The organism is Azospirillum agricola, from assembly GCF_017876095.1.
In the GTDB taxonomy this organism is placed as follows: domain Bacteria; phylum Pseudomonadota; class Alphaproteobacteria; order Azospirillales; family Azospirillaceae; genus Azospirillum; species Azospirillum agricola.
The window spans coordinates 14,526-32,459 of record NZ_JAGINM010000022.1; the positions used below are offsets into that span (position 1 = coordinate 14,526).

The 17,934-nt window shown below is 70.1% G+C and carries 18 protein-coding genes; 10 read left to right on the forward strand and 8 right to left on the reverse strand.

The window, feature by feature from the left end; all coding sequences use genetic code 11:
• Position 1 precedes the first annotated feature (1 nt).
• From J2847_RS26360 to J2847_RS26380, 5 genes are all read right to left on the reverse strand, one after another.
• A complete protein-coding gene (locus tag J2847_RS26360) occupies positions 2–205 on the reverse strand; it encodes a DUF1656 domain-containing protein (RefSeq protein ID WP_209781757.1) in 204 nt (67 codons plus the stop codon).
• Positions 202–2,301, reverse strand: a complete 2,100-nt coding sequence (locus J2847_RS26365) for an FUSC family protein (protein WP_209781758.1) — start codon at positions 2,299–2,301, stop codon at positions 202–204. Before J2847_RS26365 ends, J2847_RS26360 begins: the two co-directional genes overlap by 4 nt.
• Before the next feature lie 11 nt (positions 2,302–2,312).
• On the reverse strand, positions 2,313–3,281 hold the full coding sequence (locus J2847_RS26370; RefSeq protein ID WP_233474802.1) for an efflux RND transporter periplasmic adaptor subunit: 969 nt from the start codon (positions 3,279–3,281) through the stop codon (positions 2,313–2,315).
• A gap of 36 nt (positions 3,282–3,317) precedes the next feature.
• A complete protein-coding gene (locus J2847_RS26375; RefSeq protein ID WP_209781759.1) occupies positions 3,318–3,770 on the reverse strand; it encodes a MarR family winged helix-turn-helix transcriptional regulator in 453 nt (150 codons plus the stop codon).
• A gap of 237 nt (positions 3,771–4,007) precedes the next feature.
• Positions 4,008–5,027, reverse strand: a complete 1,020-nt coding sequence (locus J2847_RS26380) for a LacI family DNA-binding transcriptional regulator (RefSeq protein ID WP_209781760.1) — start codon at positions 5,025–5,027, stop codon at positions 4,008–4,010.
• A gap of 248 nt (positions 5,028–5,275) precedes the next feature.
• On the opposite strand from J2847_RS26380, the gene hemP reads away from it, so the two are divergent.
• Complete coding sequence (gene hemP, locus J2847_RS26385) at positions 5,276–5,479, forward strand: hemin uptake protein HemP (protein WP_223677570.1); 204 nt, start codon at positions 5,276–5,278, stop codon at positions 5,477–5,479.
• Between the two features lie 20 nt (positions 5,480–5,499).
• Here hemP and J2847_RS26390 read toward each other — a convergent pair whose 3' ends face one another.
• Positions 5,500–5,700, reverse strand: a complete 201-nt coding sequence (locus J2847_RS26390; protein ID WP_209781761.1) for a heavy-metal-associated domain-containing protein — start codon at positions 5,698–5,700, stop codon at positions 5,500–5,502.
• A 143-nt stretch (positions 5,701–5,843) separates the two neighbouring features.
• Here J2847_RS26390 and J2847_RS26395 point away from each other — a divergent pair, with 143 nt between their 5' ends.
• On the forward strand, positions 5,844–7,115 hold the full coding sequence (locus J2847_RS26395) for a multidrug effflux MFS transporter (protein ID WP_209781762.1): 1,272 nt from the start codon (positions 5,844–5,846) through the stop codon (positions 7,113–7,115).
• Between the two features lie 149 nt (positions 7,116–7,264).
• Here J2847_RS26395 and infC read toward each other — a convergent pair whose 3' ends face one another.
• Positions 7,265–7,804 carry a translation initiation factor IF-3 gene (gene infC, locus J2847_RS26400; RefSeq protein WP_085552801.1) on the reverse strand — a complete coding sequence of 180 codons (540 nt, stop codon included), beginning with the start codon at positions 7,802–7,804 and terminating at the stop codon, positions 7,265–7,267.
• A 489-nt stretch (positions 7,805–8,293) separates the two neighbouring features.
• On the opposite strand from infC, the gene J2847_RS26405 reads away from it, so the two are divergent.
• The 6 genes from J2847_RS26405 to J2847_RS26430 all read left to right on the forward strand — a co-directional run bounded on the left by J2847_RS26405 (position 8,294) and on the right by J2847_RS26430 (position 13,714).
• Entirely contained in the window at positions 8,294–8,734 is a 441-nt protein-coding gene (locus tag J2847_RS26405) for an SRPBCC family protein (RefSeq protein WP_209781763.1), read from the forward strand.
• Between the two features lie 57 nt (positions 8,735–8,791).
• On the forward strand, positions 8,792–10,183 hold the full coding sequence (locus J2847_RS26410; protein WP_209781764.1) for a GntP family permease: 1,392 nt from the start codon (positions 8,792–8,794) through the stop codon (positions 10,181–10,183).
• A gap of 2 nt (positions 10,184–10,185) precedes the next feature.
• The gene (locus J2847_RS26415; RefSeq protein ID WP_209781765.1) at positions 10,186–10,845 is read left to right on the forward strand and encodes a CoA transferase subunit A; all 660 of its coding nucleotides are present in this window, start codon (positions 10,186–10,188) and stop codon (positions 10,843–10,845) included.
• Between the two features lie 17 nt (positions 10,846–10,862).
• Complete coding sequence (locus J2847_RS26420) at positions 10,863–11,516, forward strand: 3-oxoacid CoA-transferase subunit B (RefSeq protein ID WP_211114862.1); 654 nt, start codon at positions 10,863–10,865, stop codon at positions 11,514–11,516.
• 5 nt (positions 11,517–11,521) lie between these two features.
• Positions 11,522–12,310, forward strand: coding sequence for a 3-hydroxybutyrate dehydrogenase (locus tag J2847_RS26425; RefSeq protein ID WP_209781766.1), 789 nt, complete (start codon positions 11,522–11,524; stop codon positions 12,308–12,310).
• A gap of 231 nt (positions 12,311–12,541) precedes the next feature.
• Positions 12,542–13,714 (forward strand): MFS transporter, encoded by a 1,173-nt coding sequence (locus J2847_RS26430; RefSeq protein WP_209781767.1) that lies wholly within the window; start codon positions 12,542–12,544, stop codon positions 13,712–13,714.
• A 16-nt stretch (positions 13,715–13,730) separates the two neighbouring features.
• On the opposite strand, the gene J2847_RS26435 is transcribed toward J2847_RS26430, so the two are convergent.
• Entirely contained in the window at positions 13,731–15,107 is a 1,377-nt protein-coding gene (locus J2847_RS26435) for an aminotransferase-like domain-containing protein (protein ID WP_209781768.1), read from the reverse strand.
• Between the two features lie 142 nt (positions 15,108–15,249).
• Between J2847_RS26435 and J2847_RS26440 the strand changes: the two genes are divergently transcribed.
• Positions 15,250–16,539 (forward strand): hydroxymethylglutaryl-CoA reductase, degradative, encoded by a 1,290-nt coding sequence (locus J2847_RS26440; protein WP_325169489.1) that lies wholly within the window; start codon positions 15,250–15,252, stop codon positions 16,537–16,539.
• Between the two features lie 55 nt (positions 16,540–16,594).
• A complete protein-coding gene (locus tag J2847_RS26445; protein WP_209781770.1) occupies positions 16,595–17,839 on the forward strand; it encodes an ABC transporter substrate-binding protein in 1,245 nt (414 codons plus the stop codon).
• Positions 17,840–17,934: the final 95 nt, after the last annotated feature.

Genomic DNA, 17,934 nt, shown 5'->3' on the forward strand with positions numbered 1-17,934 from the left:
CTCAGACGGTGGAGGACAAGGCGGCCAAGCCGCTCAGCACGACCACGTAGAGCGCCAGGTCGAACAGCGGAGGGTGCCAGACCCAGCCGTAGAATCCGGCGGCGCGCAGGCCGCGCCGGAGCAGGCCCGAGAGGATCCAGGCCACCACCGCCAGGATCAGCAGGGGCGGCAGGAACAGGCCTTGGACGTCGATTTCACCGATCATGCGAGTACACCTTCCGGATGGGCGGGCGCCTGGAGCGCGATGGCGGGGAACAGGCTGCGGCGCAGGCCGGCGAGCGCCACCACGGCGCGGTCGCGCTCGGGGGACGGCGGCGCGGCGCCGACGCTCGACAGCGCCCCGTCCAGGCTGCCGAGCAGCTCCTCCGGCGGGGGAGAGGGGTGCCTGGCGGTATCCTTGGTTATCCGGGCGCGGAAATGGCCGGCGATGCCGCCCAGCAGCCGCTCGATCGCCGGGGCCGCCGCGTGGCCGAGCGCCGGGCGCACCCGCTGGAGCTCGACGACGTTCAGTCCGACCCGCAGGTCGGCCACCGCGTCGATGGCGGCCGGATCCAGGCGCCGGCCGGGCTGGGAGCCGAGCTGGGCGAAGCGGGCCGACAGCAGGCCGACGCGGTCGAGCATCCGGCTTTCGAAGCCGGTCGCCGCCGACGGCGCGCGCACGGCGGCGAGCGCCGCGATCTCCCGCCAGCCGGCGTGCAGCAGGCGGCGCGCGCTCCAGGCGGCCCCGACCGAGCGGCACAGGCGGGTCACCTGCAACGCCGCGACGATGCCGACGACCTGTCCGCTGCTGCTGTTGAGGAAGGAGGCGAAGTCGGCTGTGTTGGTGTCGAGCAGGCTGAGCGAGCCGGCGACGCCGAACAGCAGCGCCATCGACTGCCCCATCAGCGCCGGGCGCGGGATGAAGCAGCCCAGCAGCAGGAAGGTCGGGGCGAGGGAGAGCGCCAGCATCGGGAAGCTGTCGGTGGAGGGCAGCACCACCAGCAGGTAGAAGGCGCCGATCGGCATCGACAGCAGGGTGAAGACCAGGAACATCCGGATTCCCGGCGCCGGGTCGTCGAAGGAGGCGAAGAAGCAGCAGAAGATGGCGACCATCATCGCCGCCGCCGACCCCGAGGACCAGCCGGTGGCGATCCAGAAGCCGGAGACCAGGACGATCCCGAGGAAGGCGGCGGCCCCCGACCACAGCGCCATGCCGCAATCGAGGTGGAAGACCCCGCGCGACCGGCCGCGCGTCAGCGGATCGAGATGCGCCGGCAGGCTGTGGTTCCCCGAGCGGATGTGCGCCCGCAGTTCCCGGCAGTCGCGGTGGATGCCGACCAGCGTGCGCAGCCGCGTCACCAGGCCGAGCAGGGTGGCGCGGTGCCAGGGCGACGGATCGTCCCGATCGTCGCCCAGGACCGGGGCCAGCCGGTCGAGCGCCGCGCGCAGGGCGTCGGCCTGGGCGGGCGTGCCGGAATCGTCGGCGATCCAGCGCCTGACGTCCTCCAGCACCGACAGCAGGGCGGGAGGCAGACCGCCGCTCCCGTCCCGGTCCCCGGCTTCGCGGAGCGCGGCCAGCCGCTCGCCGACCGCGGCCAGCACCGGCAGCAGATAGGTCATGCGGTCGGTCAGCGCGCGCACCGACCGCGTCATCCAGCGGACGTCCGAGGTGTCGTAGGGCAGGTGGGCGGACATCACGCGCAGCTCGGTGACGTCGCGGGCCAGCTTCTGGCGGTCGGCGGCGCGGGCGGCGTCATCGGCGCCGGACAGCGCGTCGAGCGTCCAGCGCTCCGCGTCGCACAGCGTGCCGTCCAGCCTGGCGAGCAGCACCGGGCCGATGCCGCGCGGCAGCACGACGCTGTGGATCACCGTGGCGCAGAGGATGCCGAGCAGGATTTCCTCGACCCGCGCCAGTCCGGTGTCGAAGATGGTGTCGGGGCTGGTGACGGCCGGGAAGGCGATCAGCCCGGCGGTGTAGCCGGCCAGCATGAACAGATAGCTGCGCGGCGTGCGGTCGAGCAGCGAGACGAACAGGCACAGCCCCACCCACAACCCGACCCCGAGCACCATCAGTTCCGGCGCGTCGACCAGGGCGACGGTCAGCGCCACCGCGGCGACGCTGCCGAGGATGGTGCCGGCGACGCGGTAGACGGCCTTGGAGCGCACGGCCCCCGACAGCGGGCCGGCGACCACATAGGCGGTCATCATCGCCCAGAAGGGGCGCGGCAGCCCCATGCCGAGCGCGATGTAGAGCGCCAGCATGGCGGCGGCGAAGGACTTGACCGAGAAGATCATCTCGGCGGCGTTGGGCGGCTTCGGCATGACGGGCCCCCTTACAGACCCGCCGTGCGCGCCGAACTTGCGTCGGCGCTTTGGGGCGCGCTTTGGGGGGCGCTCTGGGGGGCGCTCTGGGCGGTGCCGTGGGGCGCGCGTTCGTCGGGACCGAGCACGCGCACCGTCACCGTGCGTCCGGCCACGAGGTCGAGCGTGTCGGGCACCGGGTCGAGCGCGATGCGCACCGGGATGCGCTGGGCCAGCCGCACCCAGTTGAAGGTCGGGTTGACGTTGGCGAGCAGGCCGCTGCCCTCGGTGCGGTCACGGTCGACGATGGCGCGGGCGACGCTGTCGACATGGCCGGACAGGCTGCCGTCCATCCCCATGATGGTGACGGCCACCGGGTCGCCGGCGTGGATGCGCGGCAGCTTGGTCTCCTCGAAATAGCCCATCACATGGAAGGAGCGGCGGTCGATCAGCGCCACCACCGCCTGACCGGCCGACACGTGGTTGCCGGCCTTGAGCTGGAGGTTGGCGACGTATCCGTCCACCGTCGCCCGCACCTCGGTCCGCTCCAGGTTGAAGCGGGCGAGGTCGAGCGAGGCTTCCGCCTGCTTGGCCGCCGCCGACGCCTTGGCCATCGCCGAGGCGACCTCCTGGCGCTGGGCGGTGGAGACCACGCCCTCGGACAAACGCTCGTAGCGGCGTGCCTCGGCGCTGCGGAAGGCCATCTCGGCGCGGGCGCTATCCAGGTTGGCCTCCGCCTGCTCGATCGCCAGCCGGTAGCGGGCGGGATCGACGACGAAGAGGACGTCGCCCTGGCGGACCGTCTGGTTGTCGGCGACGCGGACCTCGGCGACGAGGCCGGCGACGTCGGCCGACACCTGCACGATGTCGGCCCGCACGCGGCCGTCGCGGGTCCAGGGCTCGTTCATGTAGTGGTCCCACATCCACCAGCCGCCGACGGCGGCGGCGGCCGTCACCAGCAGGGTGACGCTGAGGCGGGACAGGACGGACAGGAGTTTCAAGGGAGTGTCCTCACGGACCGGCCGAAGCGGCGCCGGTCACGGTTGTTCGCGCTTGGCGTTGGTTTCGATGATCGAGAGGACGCGGGAGCAGGCGTCGATGTCGTCCTTGCTGGCCTGGGTCAGCAGGCGGCTGCGGACGTCGCCGAGCACCGCGTTGACCCGCGCCAGCAACTCGCGCCCCTGGTCGGTGAGATGGAGGGTCTTGGCCCGGCGGTCGGCCGGATCCTCGCGGCGCTCGACCAGCTTGCCGGCCTCCAGGCTGTCGAGCAGCCGCACCAGGGACGGGCCCTCGACCCCCATCTCCTCGGCCAGCTCGCGCTGGCGCATCCCGTCCCCCAGTTCGTTCAGCAGCATCAGCGGCGTGATGACCGACGAGGAAAACCCCCAATCCGCCAGGATTTTGTTCACCGCGCGGCGCCACAGGTGCGCGGCGCGGAAGAGATGCAGGCCGAAGCTGGCCGGAAAGCGGGGGGGATCATTGTCTAGCATGGCTATTAAATAGTTTTGCTATCTAAATCCGGCAAGACGGATTCGTCGCGGGGTGACAAGCGCGTTCCGCATGGCTGCGATGACGACGGTCGGCCGGAAGGCCGCGGCCAGGGCGTCGGCGCGGCTAAGAGCACCCAACAGAACCTTGGGTCGTCTCTCGCCCCGTCATCCCCGCCTTCGCGGGGATGACGGCCCCATTGGGCACCGATGGCGAAAACGGAATTCTGTTCGGCGCGGCTAAGGCCGCCGCGTGCTGCCGCGCTCGACGAAGCGCGCCGGCACCACCCGCACCGGGCCATGCGCCGGCGGGCGGGCGGTCATCTCCTCGACGAGGGCGAGCGCCTCCGTGACCAGCGCCTCGGCGTCCTGGTCGAAGCTGGTCAGGTCGTAGGCGCCCCACGCCGCCGAGGGGATGTTGTCGTAGCCGACCAGCATCACGTCCTCCGGCACCCGCAGCCCCAGCTCCCGGCGGATGACGTCCATGGCGCCGAAGGCGATGAGGTCGTTGGCGCAGAACAGCGCGTCGGCCGGCTCCCCGGCGGAGCTCCGGGCGAACAGCCGCCGCGCCGCCGACTGCCCGCCGGCGTAGCTGTAGTCGCCGGCCATCACGCGCGGTTCCTCCAGCCCCAGCGCCGCCAGCCCGTCGCGGAATCCGGCGAGACGGTCGCGGCTGGCCGGGCTTTCCTCCGGCCCCGCCAGGAAGGCGAAGCGCCGGCCGCCGCGCCGGCGCAGCAGCGCGGCGGCGGTGGCGGCCGAGGCGCGGTTGTCGGATTCGACCGAGGCGACCCGCTCGCTCGTCACCCCGGCGTTGAAGGAGACGATGGGAATCCGGAAGGCCGACAGCGCGTCGGCGACCTCCTGCGACAGCACCGCCAGACCGCTGACGATGGCGTCCACGCGGTAGCTCGACAATTGCGCCAGCACGGCGTCGAGCGCGTAGTCGCTGTCCACCGGTACCAGCAGCACCTGCTTGCCGGCGTCGCGCAGCCGCGTGGCGAAGCGTTCCAGCACCGCGCTGTGGTAGGCGTTCTGCAAGCCTCCGACGATGACGGCGACGAGGCCCGACCGGTCGGTCAGCAGGATTTGCGGGATGATGCTCGGCCGGAATCCGAGCGCCTCGGCCGCCTCAAGGACCTTGCGGCGGGTTTCCGCCGACACGCTGGCCCCCGGCGTGAAGGTGCGCGAGACCGCCGATTGCGACACGCCGGCCAGCCGCGCCACGTCGGTCGAGGATGCGTATCGCTTGCCCGGCGTCATGGTGGCGGCCTTCCCCCTCTTCGCGTCCCCGCGGCGTCCCCGCCGATGATAGGGAGCGCGCGGAACGGCGTCCATGCGCCCGGCGCGGCGTCTGCCCACCCAAAGAGCAAAACTAGATGAGAATGACTTGCAATCGCATAAGAGCTTTTGTAGGGTCTGCTCATGGCCGGCCGGGATGGCAGATCGCCGCACCCCCGACCGCCGCCGTCTTCGCGACCAACCGTCTTTCCAACCAGAAAGCCAAGGCCATGCAGCAGAACGCCGTCACCGCCACCCTCGCCGGTCCCGCCGCTTCGCAAGCCATGCCGTGGCAAGGTGTCGCCGCCTTGTCCCTTCCCGTGGTGGAGTCGGCCCGTCTGATGGCCGGCGGCCGCGAGATCGTCATCCAGCACGCCGGCCAGAGCTACCGCCTGCGGGTGACCCGGGCCAACAAGCTGATCCTGACCAAGTAGGAGAGGCGGGACGCCGCCTCTCAGGCGGTGCCCTCCACCTCGTAGCCGGCGTCCTCGATGGCCTTGCGGACCGCCGCCATGTCGGCGTTCCCCTCCACCGAGACCGCGCCGGCCTTGAGGTCGACCAGCGCGCGCTCGACCGCGGGCAGGGCCTCCACGGCCCTGGTCACGGTCTGGGCGCAATGGCCGCAGGTCATGCCCGACACCTTCAACGTCACCATGGGATCCTCCGTCGCGTGATGGACTGGGTCGATGGGAATCAGCCTGCACCTTCCAGCGGTGGGAAGGTCAAGCGCTGTTTCCGGGGGTGTCGCGGGATTCCGCGCCGCTTGCCGAAGGCGGCGGGCTGCCCCAGACTTCGGGCATGCTGAACACATCCCAATCGTCGTCACCGCCGCCGTCGGGCGGCATCTCCTTCGTGGAATTCGTCACGCTCATCGCCGCGATGATGGCGCTGACGGCCCTGTCCATCGACATCATGCTGGTCGCCCTGCCGGACATCGCCCACGCGCTGGGCGGCGACGGCGCCAACGACCGCCAGCTCATCATCACCGCCTACATGCTCGGCTTCGCCGCCGGACAGCCCTTCGCCGGCCCGCTCTCCGACCGTTTCGGGCGCAAGCCGGTGCTGGCCGCCGGGCTGGTCGTCTTCGCCGTCGCCTCGCTGGCGGCGGTCCTGGCGCCGAGCTTCGGGGTCATGCTGGCGGCGCGGGCGATCCAGGGCTTCGGCGCCGCCGCCCCGCGCATCGTCGCCGTCGCCATCGTGCGCGACCGCTTCGCCGGCCGCGACATGGCCCGCGTCATGTCCTTCGCCATGATGGTCTTCATCATCGTGCCGGTCATCGCCCCGGCCATAGGCGAACTGATCCTGCATGCCGGAAGCTGGCCGTGGGTCTTCGCGGCGCTGTTCCTGGCCGCCGCCGGCGCGCTGGCCTGGTCGGCGCTGCGCCTGCCGGAAACCCGCCACGCCGAGGACCGGCTGCCCCTGTCGCCGGCCGCGCTCGGCAACGCCCTCCGCATGGTCGTCACCACGCGGCAGACGGTGGGCTACACCGTCGCCATGGGCTTCATGTTCGGCAGCCTGCTGAGCTACATCGGCAGCGCGCAGCAGGTGTTCGTCGACATCTACGGGCTGGGGACCCTGTTCCCGGTCGTCTTCGGCGCCATCGCGGCGGTGATGGCGGTCGCCTCGCTGACCAACGCCCGGCTGGTCGGAAGGCTGGGGATGCGGCGGGTGTCGCACGCGGCCATGCTCGGCTTCCTGGCGGCCTGCCTGGCGATGGCGGCCTTCGGCTTTCCCGAGCGTCCGCCGCTGCTGGCGCTGGGCGGCTTCCTCGCCGCGACCTTCTACTGCTTCGGCCTGATCGCGCCGAACTTCAACGCGCTGACCATGGAGCCGCTCGGCCACATCGCCGGCATGGGGTCGTCCTTCACCGGCTTCTATTCGACGGCGGCGGGCGCCCTGTTCGGCTGGGGAATCGGCCAGGCCTTCGACGGCACCGTGCGGCCGATGACCATCGGCTTCACCGTGCTGGCCGTGCTGGCCGTCCTGACCGTGCTGAAGACGGAGGGCGGCGTCCTGTTCCGCACCCACGCCCATGTGTCGGGCGCGGCCCGGCCGGCCGGCGGCGAGTGAGGGCGGGGGAGCGCCCCCCCGCTGTTCCGGACGCTTCAACGAAAAAGGCCCGTCCCGCGAGGGATGGGCCTTTTTCGTGAACGCCAAACGGCCGCCTTTCCATCATGACGGGTCCGTCATGCGGGAAGGAACGGCCGGACGCGCGCCGATCACCTCGGTGCGAGGACCATGATCATCTGGCGCCCTTCCAGGCGCGGCATCTGCTCGACCTTGGCCATCGCCTCCAACTCGTCGCGGACACGCAGCAGCACGTTCATGCCAAGGTCCTGGTGGGCCATTTCACGGCCACGGAAGCGCATGGTCATCTTGACCTTGTCGCCTTCCTCCAGGAAGCGGCGCGCGGCGCGCATCTTCACGTCGTAGTCGTTGTCGTCGATGTTCGGACGGAGCTTCAGCTCCTTGATCTCGACGATCTTCTGCTTCTTGCGCGCCTCGTTGGCCTTCTTCTGCTCCTCGAACCGGAACTTGCCGTAATCGAGGACCTTGCAGACGGGCGGATCGGCATTCGGCACGATCTCGACAAGGTCGAGGTCGGCGTCGGCGGCAGCCGTGAACGCCTGATGCAACGGGACGATGCCCACCATCTCGCCATCGGCGTTGATGAGACGCACCTGACGGGCCGTGATCTCGCGATTGAGCCGCGGGCCTTCGCGGACGGGGTCCTGATCGTAAAGCTTTGCTATGACCATCTCCTTGGATGCGCCGGCCGGAAGCACGATGCCCGAACGGCAACGATGTCGCCGAGGGCGACCGAACCACGCCGCCCTTTAACAGCAACCATCATATAGGTGCAACAGTTTCTCGGTTCCATATCCATGAAACCGGCGGCCGCAACATCCAGCAACGACTCTTTGGCGGTATAACCCGCTCCTGAACGGGAGATGGGCGCTTGAGCGCGGGAAATCCAGCGCTCTTTCGGGGGGCGCCGCGGCCGGCGGCCGGCCGGTTCCCGCGAATCAGGAAAATTTCTCGATTTCGACACTATTCTCATTTTTGAGACAAAGTGCGCTAAGAATATCTCGATTTCGAGATGTTGGTCAGAAAAACCGTCTGTAGTTCCATCAAAAATTGTCCAGGCTTTTCAAGCAATCTCCCATCACACGCAATGCTGGCATGGGGTTTGCTTTCGAAGGGCCACGCCCCACGGGGTACCCCACCCGGTCGAAGCCCGACTCGACATGCCGATGATCGCCGTCACCATTCTGCTTCCCGATCCGGCCCGCCGCCTGTGGCCGCTGGTCCGTTGGGACGGCCGGCTGTGCGACTGGTATCCCGGCGCGATCGCGCTGAGCGTCGACGGAACGGAGAAGGGGGCCGTGCGGCGCCTGCTGCTGAAGGACGGAACCCGTCTGGTCCAGCGGCTGGAGCACATCAGCCGAATCGACGACGCCTACACCTACGCCGTGGTCGAGAGCCCCTATCCGGTCGCCGATCTGCTCGCGCAGATCCGCGTCCAGCCGGGGGACGACGGACACGCGACGCTGACATGGACCGCCACGTTCCAGCCGCTCGGCCTGCCCGGCGGGCTGGACGAAGCCAGGACCGAACGCTTCGTCCGCGATCTCTACGACGCGGGCGTGGAACGGCTGCGCGGCCTTCTGACCCCCTTCCGGCTCTAGGAACACGGCGCACCGACCAACCGGCGCCCAGAACAAAAACGAGGGAGCACCCGTCCAATGAGTTTGCTGATCTGCGTGGGAGCGCTTGCGTTCCTGATGTTCGTCGCCTACCGAGGATTCAGCGTCATCCTCTTCGCGCCGGTGGCGGCGCTGGGGGCGGTGCTGCTGACCGATCCGGCCGCCGTGCCGCCCATCTTCACCGGCCTCTTCATGGACAAGATGGTCGGCTTCGTGAAGCTGTACTTCCCGGTCTTCCTGCTGGGCGCCGTGTTCGGCAAGGTGATCGAGCTGTCGGGCTTCTCCAAGTCGATCGTCTCGGCCGTCATCAAGATGATCGGCCGCGAGCGGGCGGTGACCTCCATCGTTCTGGTCTGCCTGCTGCTGACCTACGGCGGCGTGTCGCTGTTCGTGGTGGTCTTCGCCGTCTACCCCTTCGCCGCCGAGATGTTCCGCCAGGGCGACATCCCCAAGCGCCTGATCCCCGGCGTGGTGGCGCTCGGCGCCTTCACCGTCACCATGGACGCGCTGCCGGGCACCCCGCAGATCCAGAACATCATCCCGACGACCTTCTTCAAGACCGACGCCTACGCCGCCCCCTGGCTGGGCATCATCGGTTCGGTCTTCATCCTGACCGTCGGCCTGGTCTATCTGGAATGGCGCGTGCGCACCGCCATCGCCCGGGGCGAGGGCTACGGCACCGGCCACAGCAACGAGCCGGAGGCGGTCGCCGCCGAGACGCTGCCGAACCCGCTCGTCGCCCTGCTGCCGCTGGTCATCGTCGGCGTGCTGAACAAGGTGTTCACCCTGGCGATCCCCAAGGTCTACGGCTCCAGCTACGAGGTGGCGCTCACCCCCGGCGCCAAGCCGCTGGTGACGGCGGTCTCGTCGGTCGCCGGCATCTGGGCGGTCGAGGGCGCGCTGCTCTGCGGCATCCTGACCGTGCTGGTCTTCGCCTGGAAGCCGGTGACGCAGCGCTTCGCCGAGGGCACCAAGGCCGCCATCGGCGGCTCGCTGCTGGCGGCGATGAACACGGCGTCGGAATACGGCTTCGGCGCCGTCATCGCCGCGCTGCCGGGCTTCCTGGTCATCGCCGGCGTCCTGCAATCCATCCCCAACCCGCTGGTCAACGAGGCGGTGACCGTCACCGCGCTGGCCGGCATCACCGGCTCGGCCTCGGGCGGCATGAGCATCGCGCTGGCCGCCATGGCCGACCAGTTCATCGCCGCCGCCAACGCGTCGGGCATTCCGATGGAGGTCCTGCACCGCGTCGCCTCGATGGCCAGCGGCGGCATGGACACCTTGCCGCACAACGGCGCGGTCATCACCTTGCTGGGCGTGACGGGCTTGACCCATCGCCAGTCCTACGGTGACATCTTCGCCATCACCTGCATCAAGACGCTGGCGGTCTTCTTCGTGATCGCCGTGTACTACCTGACCGGGATCGTCTGATCATGAAGAACAAGCTCATCTCCCTGGAGGACGCGGTCGCGCGGATACCCGACGGCGCCTCGATCCTGTTCGGCGGCTTCATGGCCGTCGGCGGCCCGACCCGGCTGGTGGACGAGATCATCCGCCAGCGCAAGAGCGGCCTGACCATCATCGCCAACGACACCGCCCGCCCGCACCAGGGCATCGGCAAGCTGGTGGTGGAGAAGCTGGTCGCCAAGGTCATCACCAGCCACATCGGGCTGAACCCCGACACCCAGAAGCAGATGATCGCCGGCGACATCGAGGTGGAGCTGGTGCCGCAGGGCACGCTGGCCGAGCGCATCCGCGCCGGTGGCGTCGGGCTGGGCGGCGTGCTGACCCCGACCGGCGTCGGCACGACGGTGGAGGAGGGCAAGCGCACGGTCGAGATCGACGGCAAGACCTTCCTGCTGGAGACGCCGATCAAGGCCGACTTCGCGCTGCTGGCGGCCAAGCAGGCCGATCTCTACGGCAACCTGACCTACGCGCTGACCGCGCGCAACTTCAACCCGATCATGGCGCTGGCCGGCGCCACCGTGATCGCCGAGGCCGAGGACATCCTGCCCGTCGGCTGCATCGCGCCCGACGCGGTGATGACCCCGTCGGTCCTGGTGGACCACATCGTCACCGCCCGGCCGCGCTGAGAGGGAAGACCGGAATCATGGATGAAAAGACCCTGATCGCCAAGCGCGTCGCGCTTGAGCTGTTCGACGGCGACCTCGTGAACCTGGGCATCGGCCTGCCGACGCTGGTCGCCCGCTACGTGCCTGTCGGGCGCCACGTGTTCTTCCAGTCGGAGAACGGCATCCTCGGCATGTCCGGCCCGATCACCGGCGCCGAGAACAACGACCTGACCGACGCCGGCGGCTCGCCGATCTCGGCGCTGCCGGGGGCGGCCTCCTTCGACAGCGCGCTGTCCTTCGGGCTGATCCGCGGCGGCCACCTCGACGTCACCGTGCTCGGCGGCCTCCAGCTCGACGAGGAGGGCCATCTCGCCAACTGGATGGTGCCCGGCAAGATGGTGCCCGGCATGGGCGGCGCCATGGATCTCGTCACCGGCGCCAAGCGGGTGATCGTCGCCATGCAGCACAGCGCCAAGGGCGAGTCCAAGATCGTCAAGCGCTGCACCCTGCCGCTGACCTCGGTCCGCCGCGTCGATCTGGTCGTCACCGACCTCGCGGTGATCGAGCCGACCGATTCCGGCCTCCTGCTGAAGGAGACCGCGCCCGGCGTGACCGTCGAGCAGGTGATCGCCAACACCGGGGCCGAGCTGATCGTGTCGCCGGATCTCCGCACCATGCCGCTGGAAGGGTGAAGACCATGACCGCTTTGAAAGGCAAGACCGCCCTCGTCACCGGCTCGACCAGCGGGATCGGGCTGGGCATCGCCCGCAAGCTGGCCGGGCAGGGCGCCGACCTGATGCTGAACGGCTTCGGCGACGCCGCCTACATCGCCGAGCTGCGCGAGGGGTTGGCCAGGGAGTTCGGCGTCCGCGTCGCCCACAGCGGCGCCGACATGTCGAAGGCCGCCGAGATCGAGGCGATGGTCGCCGCGACCGAGGCCGAGTTCGGCCGGCTCGACGTCCTCGTCAACAACGCCGGCATCCAGCACGTCTCGCCGGTCGACGAGTTCCCGGTCGAGCGCTGGGACGCGGTGATCGCCATCAACCTGTCGGCGGTGTTCCACAGCACCCGCGCCGCCCTGCCGGGGATGAAGGCGCGCAACTGGGGCCGCATCATCAACATCTCGTCGGCGCACGGCGTGGTGGGGTCGGCCAACAAGTCGGCTTACGTCGCGGCCAAGCACGGCGTCATCGGCCTGACCAAGGTGGTCGCGCTGGAGACCGCCGAGACCGCCATCACCTGCAACGCCATCTGCCCCGGCTGGGTGCTGACCCCGCTGGTGCAGAAGCAGATCGACGCGCTGGCGGCATCCAAGGGCCTGTCGAACGAGGCGGCCGGCCGCGAGCTGCTGAGCGAGAAGCAGCCGTCCAAGACCTTCGTGACGCCCGAGCAGCTCGGCGATCTGGCGGTGTTCCTGTGCTCGGACGGCGGCGCCAACATGCGCGGCGCCTCGCTGCTGATGGATGGCGGCTGGACCGCGCAGTAAGGGCACGGGGGGATTTACGTGCCCCCACCCTGAACCCTCCCAGCGGGGGCGGGTTCAGGGTGGGGGCACGCGATGCCGTTGCCCCGCATCCCGCGCGGATCTGCCCCGCGCATTGCATAGCTATGCAAAGCTACCGGCCTCCGGCCTTATGAGTGCGACGCTGCGCCGCAGCATGAGCATGCCCGGCCTCCGTCCCCCTCTTCACCGTCCCGAGGTCCGGAGCCCGCCGCCATGGTCTCGCTTCCCATCCTGGCCCTTGCCGCCGCCTCCTTCGGCATCGGCACCACCGAATTCGTCATCATGGGCCTGCTGCCCGACGTCGCCCGCAGCCTGGGCGTCAGCGTGCCGGGGGCCGGCTATCTGGTGTCGGGCTACGCCATGGGCGTGGTGGTCGGCGCGCCGCTGGTGGCGATGGCGACGGCGCGTCTGCCGCGCAAGACGGCGCTGCTGGCGCTGATGGCGATCTTCATCGCCGGCAACGTCGGCTGCGCGCTGGCGCCCGGCTATTGGCTGCTGATGGCGGCGCGGGTGCTGACCGCCTTCGCGCACGGCGCCTTCTTCGGCATCGGCGCGGTGGTCGCCAGCACCCTCGTGCCGCGCCACCAGCGCACCCAGGCGGTGGCGCTGGTCTTCTCCGGCCTGACCATCGCCAACATCCTGGGCGTGCCGCTGGGCACCGCGCTGGGGCAGGCGGCGGGCTGGCGCTCGACCTTCGTCGCGGTGGTCGCCATCGGCGTGGTGGCGTGGCTGGCGATCCTGCGCTACGTGCCGGGCGGCATGCCGGGCTCGAAGGGCGGGCTGCTGTCGGAGTTCCGCGTGCTCGGGCGCTGGCCGGTGCTGCTGCCGATGCTGGTCAGCACGCTGTGCTCGGTCAGCCTGTTCAGCGTCTTCACCTACATCGCCCCGCTGCTGGAGCATGTCAGCGGCCTCACCCCGCAGGCGGTGACCGGGGCGCTGCTGGTCTTCGGCGTCGGGCTGACGCTGGGCAATTTCGCGGGCGGCCGGCTGGCCGACCGCGGCGCCATGGCGACCATCGTCGGCAGCCTGCTGGCGGTCGTCGCCGTGCTGGTGCTGTTCGTCTTCACCGCCCCGGCGGCGGTGCCGGCGGTGGCGACGCTGGGCGTCTGGGGGGCGCTGGCCTTCGCGCTGGTGTCGCCGCTCCAGCTCTGGGTCGTCGATTCGGCGACCGACGCGCCCAACCTCGCCTCCACCCTCAACCAGGGGGCGTTCAACCTCGGCAACGCGCTGGGCGCCTGGGTCGGCGGCGTGGCGATCAACGCCGGGGTGGGGTACGGGGAGCTTCCCTGGATCGGCGCCGGCTTCGCCCTGCTGGCGCTGGCCTTCGTGGTGACGGCGCGCTCCGGCGCGCGGCGCGCGGAACTCGCCTGCGAAACCGGACAGTGACCGGACCGTTGCGACATCAGCGAATCCCGGCCACCTGTTCGGCGATGAAGTCGAGGAAGCGCGGGTCGCAGGCGTAGGCGATGTTGATGCGCAGGGACAGCCGGCCGGCCGCCCTGCCGGTCGAGAACACCGAGCCGGGGGCGAGGAAGATGCCCCGGTCGGCGGCGGCGCGGACCAGCGCCGTCTCCTCCAGCCCGTCGGGCAGGCTGCCCCAGATGTAGTAGCCGCCGGCCGGGGCGGCGGGAACGGCGATGCCGACCCGCTCCAGCGCCGCCAGAGCGTCGGCGCTCGCCGTTTCGATCCGCGTCTTCAGCCGGCGCAGATGGCGCAGATACTGCCCGCCGGCGATCAGCGTGAAGACCAGCCGCTCCACATAGTCGGACGTGCTGACCACGGTCAGCATCTTCAGGTCGCACAGGGTCTGCGCCAGGGCCGGCGCGGCGGCGATGTAGCCGACGCGCAGGCTGGCCGACAGCGTCTTCGAGAAGGTGCCGATGTAGATCACCCGCTCCAGCTGGTCGAGCGCGGCGAGGCGCGGGGCGGAGGCGGGCAGCACGTCGGCGAAGGGGTCGTCCTCGACGATGGTGACGTTGTGCTGGGCGGCGATCTGCAACAGCCGGTGCGCCACCGCGATGGAGATCGACCCGCCGGTCGGGTTGTGGGCCAGTGACTGGGTGAAGAAGATCTTCGGCTTCAGCGCCTCGATCTTCGCCGCGAACTCCTCCAGGTCGGGGCCGTCGGGCTGGCGCCGCACCCCGGCCACCGTCACCTTGGCCAGCTTCAGCTTGCCGAACAGCGGGTAATAGCCGGGCGTGTCGACCAGCGCCGTGTCGCCCGGCTCCAGAAGCTGTCGGCACACCAGATCCAGCGCGTGGTTGGCCCCCTGGGTCAGCAGGATGCGTTCCGGCGCCGCCGCGATCGAGCGCTCCGCCAGCGTCAGCGCGATGCGCTCCCGCAAGGGAGCGTAACCCCACGGGTTGCCGTAGCCGTGGTCGAGGCTGCTGCCTCCCGCCGGCCGCACCAGCCGGGCGTGGGCGCCGACCTCCAGCCGCTCCAGCCAGGAGGGGGGCGGGCGGCCGTCGCCGACCCGCACGCTGTACTGCCGCTCCAGCTGCTCGCGCAGCAGGGAGACATGGTCCATCGCCTCGGCCAGATGCGGCCCGCGCGGCCCCCTCTTCGGCGTTTCCGCGCGGGCGACGTAATAGCCGGAGCCCTGCTTGGCCTCCAGCCGGCCCATCGACACCAGCCGGTCGTAGGCCTCCGCCATCGTGTTCTTGGAGACGCCGTGCTCCTGCGCCCCGGCGCGCACCGAATGCAGGCGGTCGCCCGGCTTCAGCAGGCCACGGTCGATCTGTTCGGTGATCCGGTCGACAATGTCGGTGATCCGGCTCATCGGCTGCTCCTGACTGTCCCCGTCGAACAGCTGGGACAGTCGGACCAAAAAACCGCCGAACTGTCCCTTGCTCCGTCCCTTCGTATCACAGACCATTGCCACCACAAACAAAATGGCTGCGTACCCAGAGGAGATCGTCCCCGTGCCCAACACGCCCCGGAATTCCCGGATCTCGGGCTTTCACCGCATGTCGCCGCAGGAGCGGCGCGACACGGTCGCCGGCTTCGCCGGGCTGGACGCCGCCGCCGTGGAGCGGCTCGCCGACACCGGCAACCTCGACGCGGGGCTGGCCGACCGGCTGATCGAGAACGTCGTCGGCACCATGAACATCCCGCTCGGCGTCGCCACCAACATGAAGGTGGACGGCGAGGACGTGCTGATCCCGATGGCGACGGAGGAATCCTCGGTCGTCGCGGCGGTCTGCAACGCCGGGCGGCAATGCTACGAGACCGGCGGCTTCACCACCTCGCTGTCCGGCACGCTGATGATCGCCCAGATCCAGGCGGTCGGCGTCGCCGACCCGCACGCGGCGCGGTTGCGCATCCTCGACCGTCGCGACGCCATCCGGGAAGTTTGCGACGGCTGCGACCCGATCCTGCTGGGCCTCGGCGGCGGCTTCCGCGACGTCGAGGTGCGGGTGCTGGAGACGGCCGGCGGCACCATGCTGATCACCCACCTGATCGTCGACACCCGCGACGCGATGGGCGCCAACGCCGTCAACACCATGGCCGAGAAGCTGGCGCCGCGCATCGAGGAATGGACCGGCGGCCGGGTCTATCTGCGCATCCTGTCGAACCTCGCCGACCGCCGGCTGGCCCGTGCCCACGCGGTCTGGCACCTCGACGCGATCGGTGGCCAGGGCGGCGGCGAGGCGGTGCGCGACGGCATCGTCAGCGCCTACCAGTTCGCCGCCGCCGATCCCTACCGCGCGGCGACCCACAACAAGGGCATCATGAACGGCGTCAGCGCCGTCGTGCTCGCCACCGGCAACGACACCCGCGCGGTGGAGGCCGGCGCCCACGCCTACGCCGCCCGCAACGGCTCCTACAGCAGCCTGACCCGATACGAGGTGACGAAGGACGGGCATCTCAGCGGCTCCATCGAGCTGCCGATGGCGGTCGGCCTGATCGGCGGCGCCACCAAGCTGCACCCGACGGCGCAGACCTGCCTGAAGATCGTCGGCGCGACCTCGGCGGAGCGGCTGGCGCGTGTCATCGCGGCGGTCGGGCTGGCGCAGAACTTCTCGGCGCTGAAGGCGCTGGCGACCACCGGCATCCAGAAGGGCCACATGGCCCTGCACGCCCAGAACATCGCCATGATGGCCGGCGCGGTCGGCGAGGAGATCGAGCGGGTGGCCCGCGCCCTGGTCGAGCGCGGCACCGTGCGCATCGACGTGGCGCAGGCGGTGCTGGGCGAACTGCGCGGGGCGTAAGGGTCAGGGTGGGGCACCACTCCGCCGAACGAAAAGAGACACAACGGAGGAAACGATGATCAAGCGTGGGCTTCTGGGCGGTTCCGCCCTTTCGGGCGCCATTCTCAGCGCGGCGCTTCTGCTCGCCACCGCCGCCCCGGCCTCGGCGGAGATCGCCGGCAACAAGGTCAAGCTGGGCGTGCTGACCGACATGAGCGGTTTCGCCGCCGATTCCACCGGTATGGGCTCCGTCGTCGCGGCCCAGCTCGCGGCGGAGGATTTCGCCAAGGAGCTGCCCGGCGTCACCATCGAGGTCGTGCTCGGCGACCACCAGAACAAGCCAGACCTGGGTTCCTCCATCGCCCGGCAATGGCTGGACCAGGAGAACGTCAACGCCATCCTCGACGTGCCCTTCTCCTCGGTGGCGCTGGCGGTCAACGAGGTGACGCGCAACTCCAAGGCCATGTTCATCGCGTCCGGCCCCGGCACCACCGAGCTGACCGGGCCGAAATGCTCGGCCAACACCGTGCAGTGGACCTACGACACCTACGCGCTCGCCAACGGCACCGCCCGCGCCGTGGTGGGGGAGGGGGGCAAGAGCTGGTTCTTCCTGACCGCCGACTACGCCTTCGGCCACGCGCTGGAGAAGGACGCCAGCGGGGTCGTCGCCAGCGCCGGCGGCACCGTGGTCGGCAGCGTCCGCCACCCGCCGAACGCGCCGGACTTCTCCTCCTTCCTGCTCCAGGCGCAGGCCAGCAAGGCGCAGATCATCGGGCTGGCCAACGCGGTGGGCGACACCATCAACTCGGTCAAGCAGTCGGTCGAGTTCGGAGTCACCGCCAGCGGCCAGCAGAAGCTGGCGGCGCTGCTGATGCAGCTCACCGACGTCAACGCGGTGGGGTTGCAATCGGCCCAGGGGCTGTATCTGACCGAAGCCTTCTATTGGGACCTGAACGACGGCACCCGCGCCTTCGCCGACCGCTTCGCCGCCAAGATGAAGGGCCGCCGGCCGACCGGCAACCAGGCCGGCGTCTACAGCGGCGCCCTGCATTACCTGAAGGCGGTCAAGGCGGCCGGCACCACCGACGCCGCCAAGGTGGCCGGCGCCATGCGCGAACTGCCGATCGACGACGTGCTGTTCGGCAAGGGCAACGTCCGCGTCGACGGCCGCGCGGTGCACGACATGCACTTCTTCCAGGTCAAGAAGCCGTCCGAATCGAAGGCCGACTGGGACTATTACACCCACGTCAAGACCATCCCGGCGGCCGAGGCGTTCCGGCCGCTCGACCAGGGGAACTGCCCGCTGGTCGGCAAATCCTAAGCGATACCCTGCACGGCGGCGCCCGCGAGCGCGCCGCCGTTGCGCCGGCAGGCGCGGCTATCTATAAGGCAGGGGGTGAACCGTCCCCGAAGGCG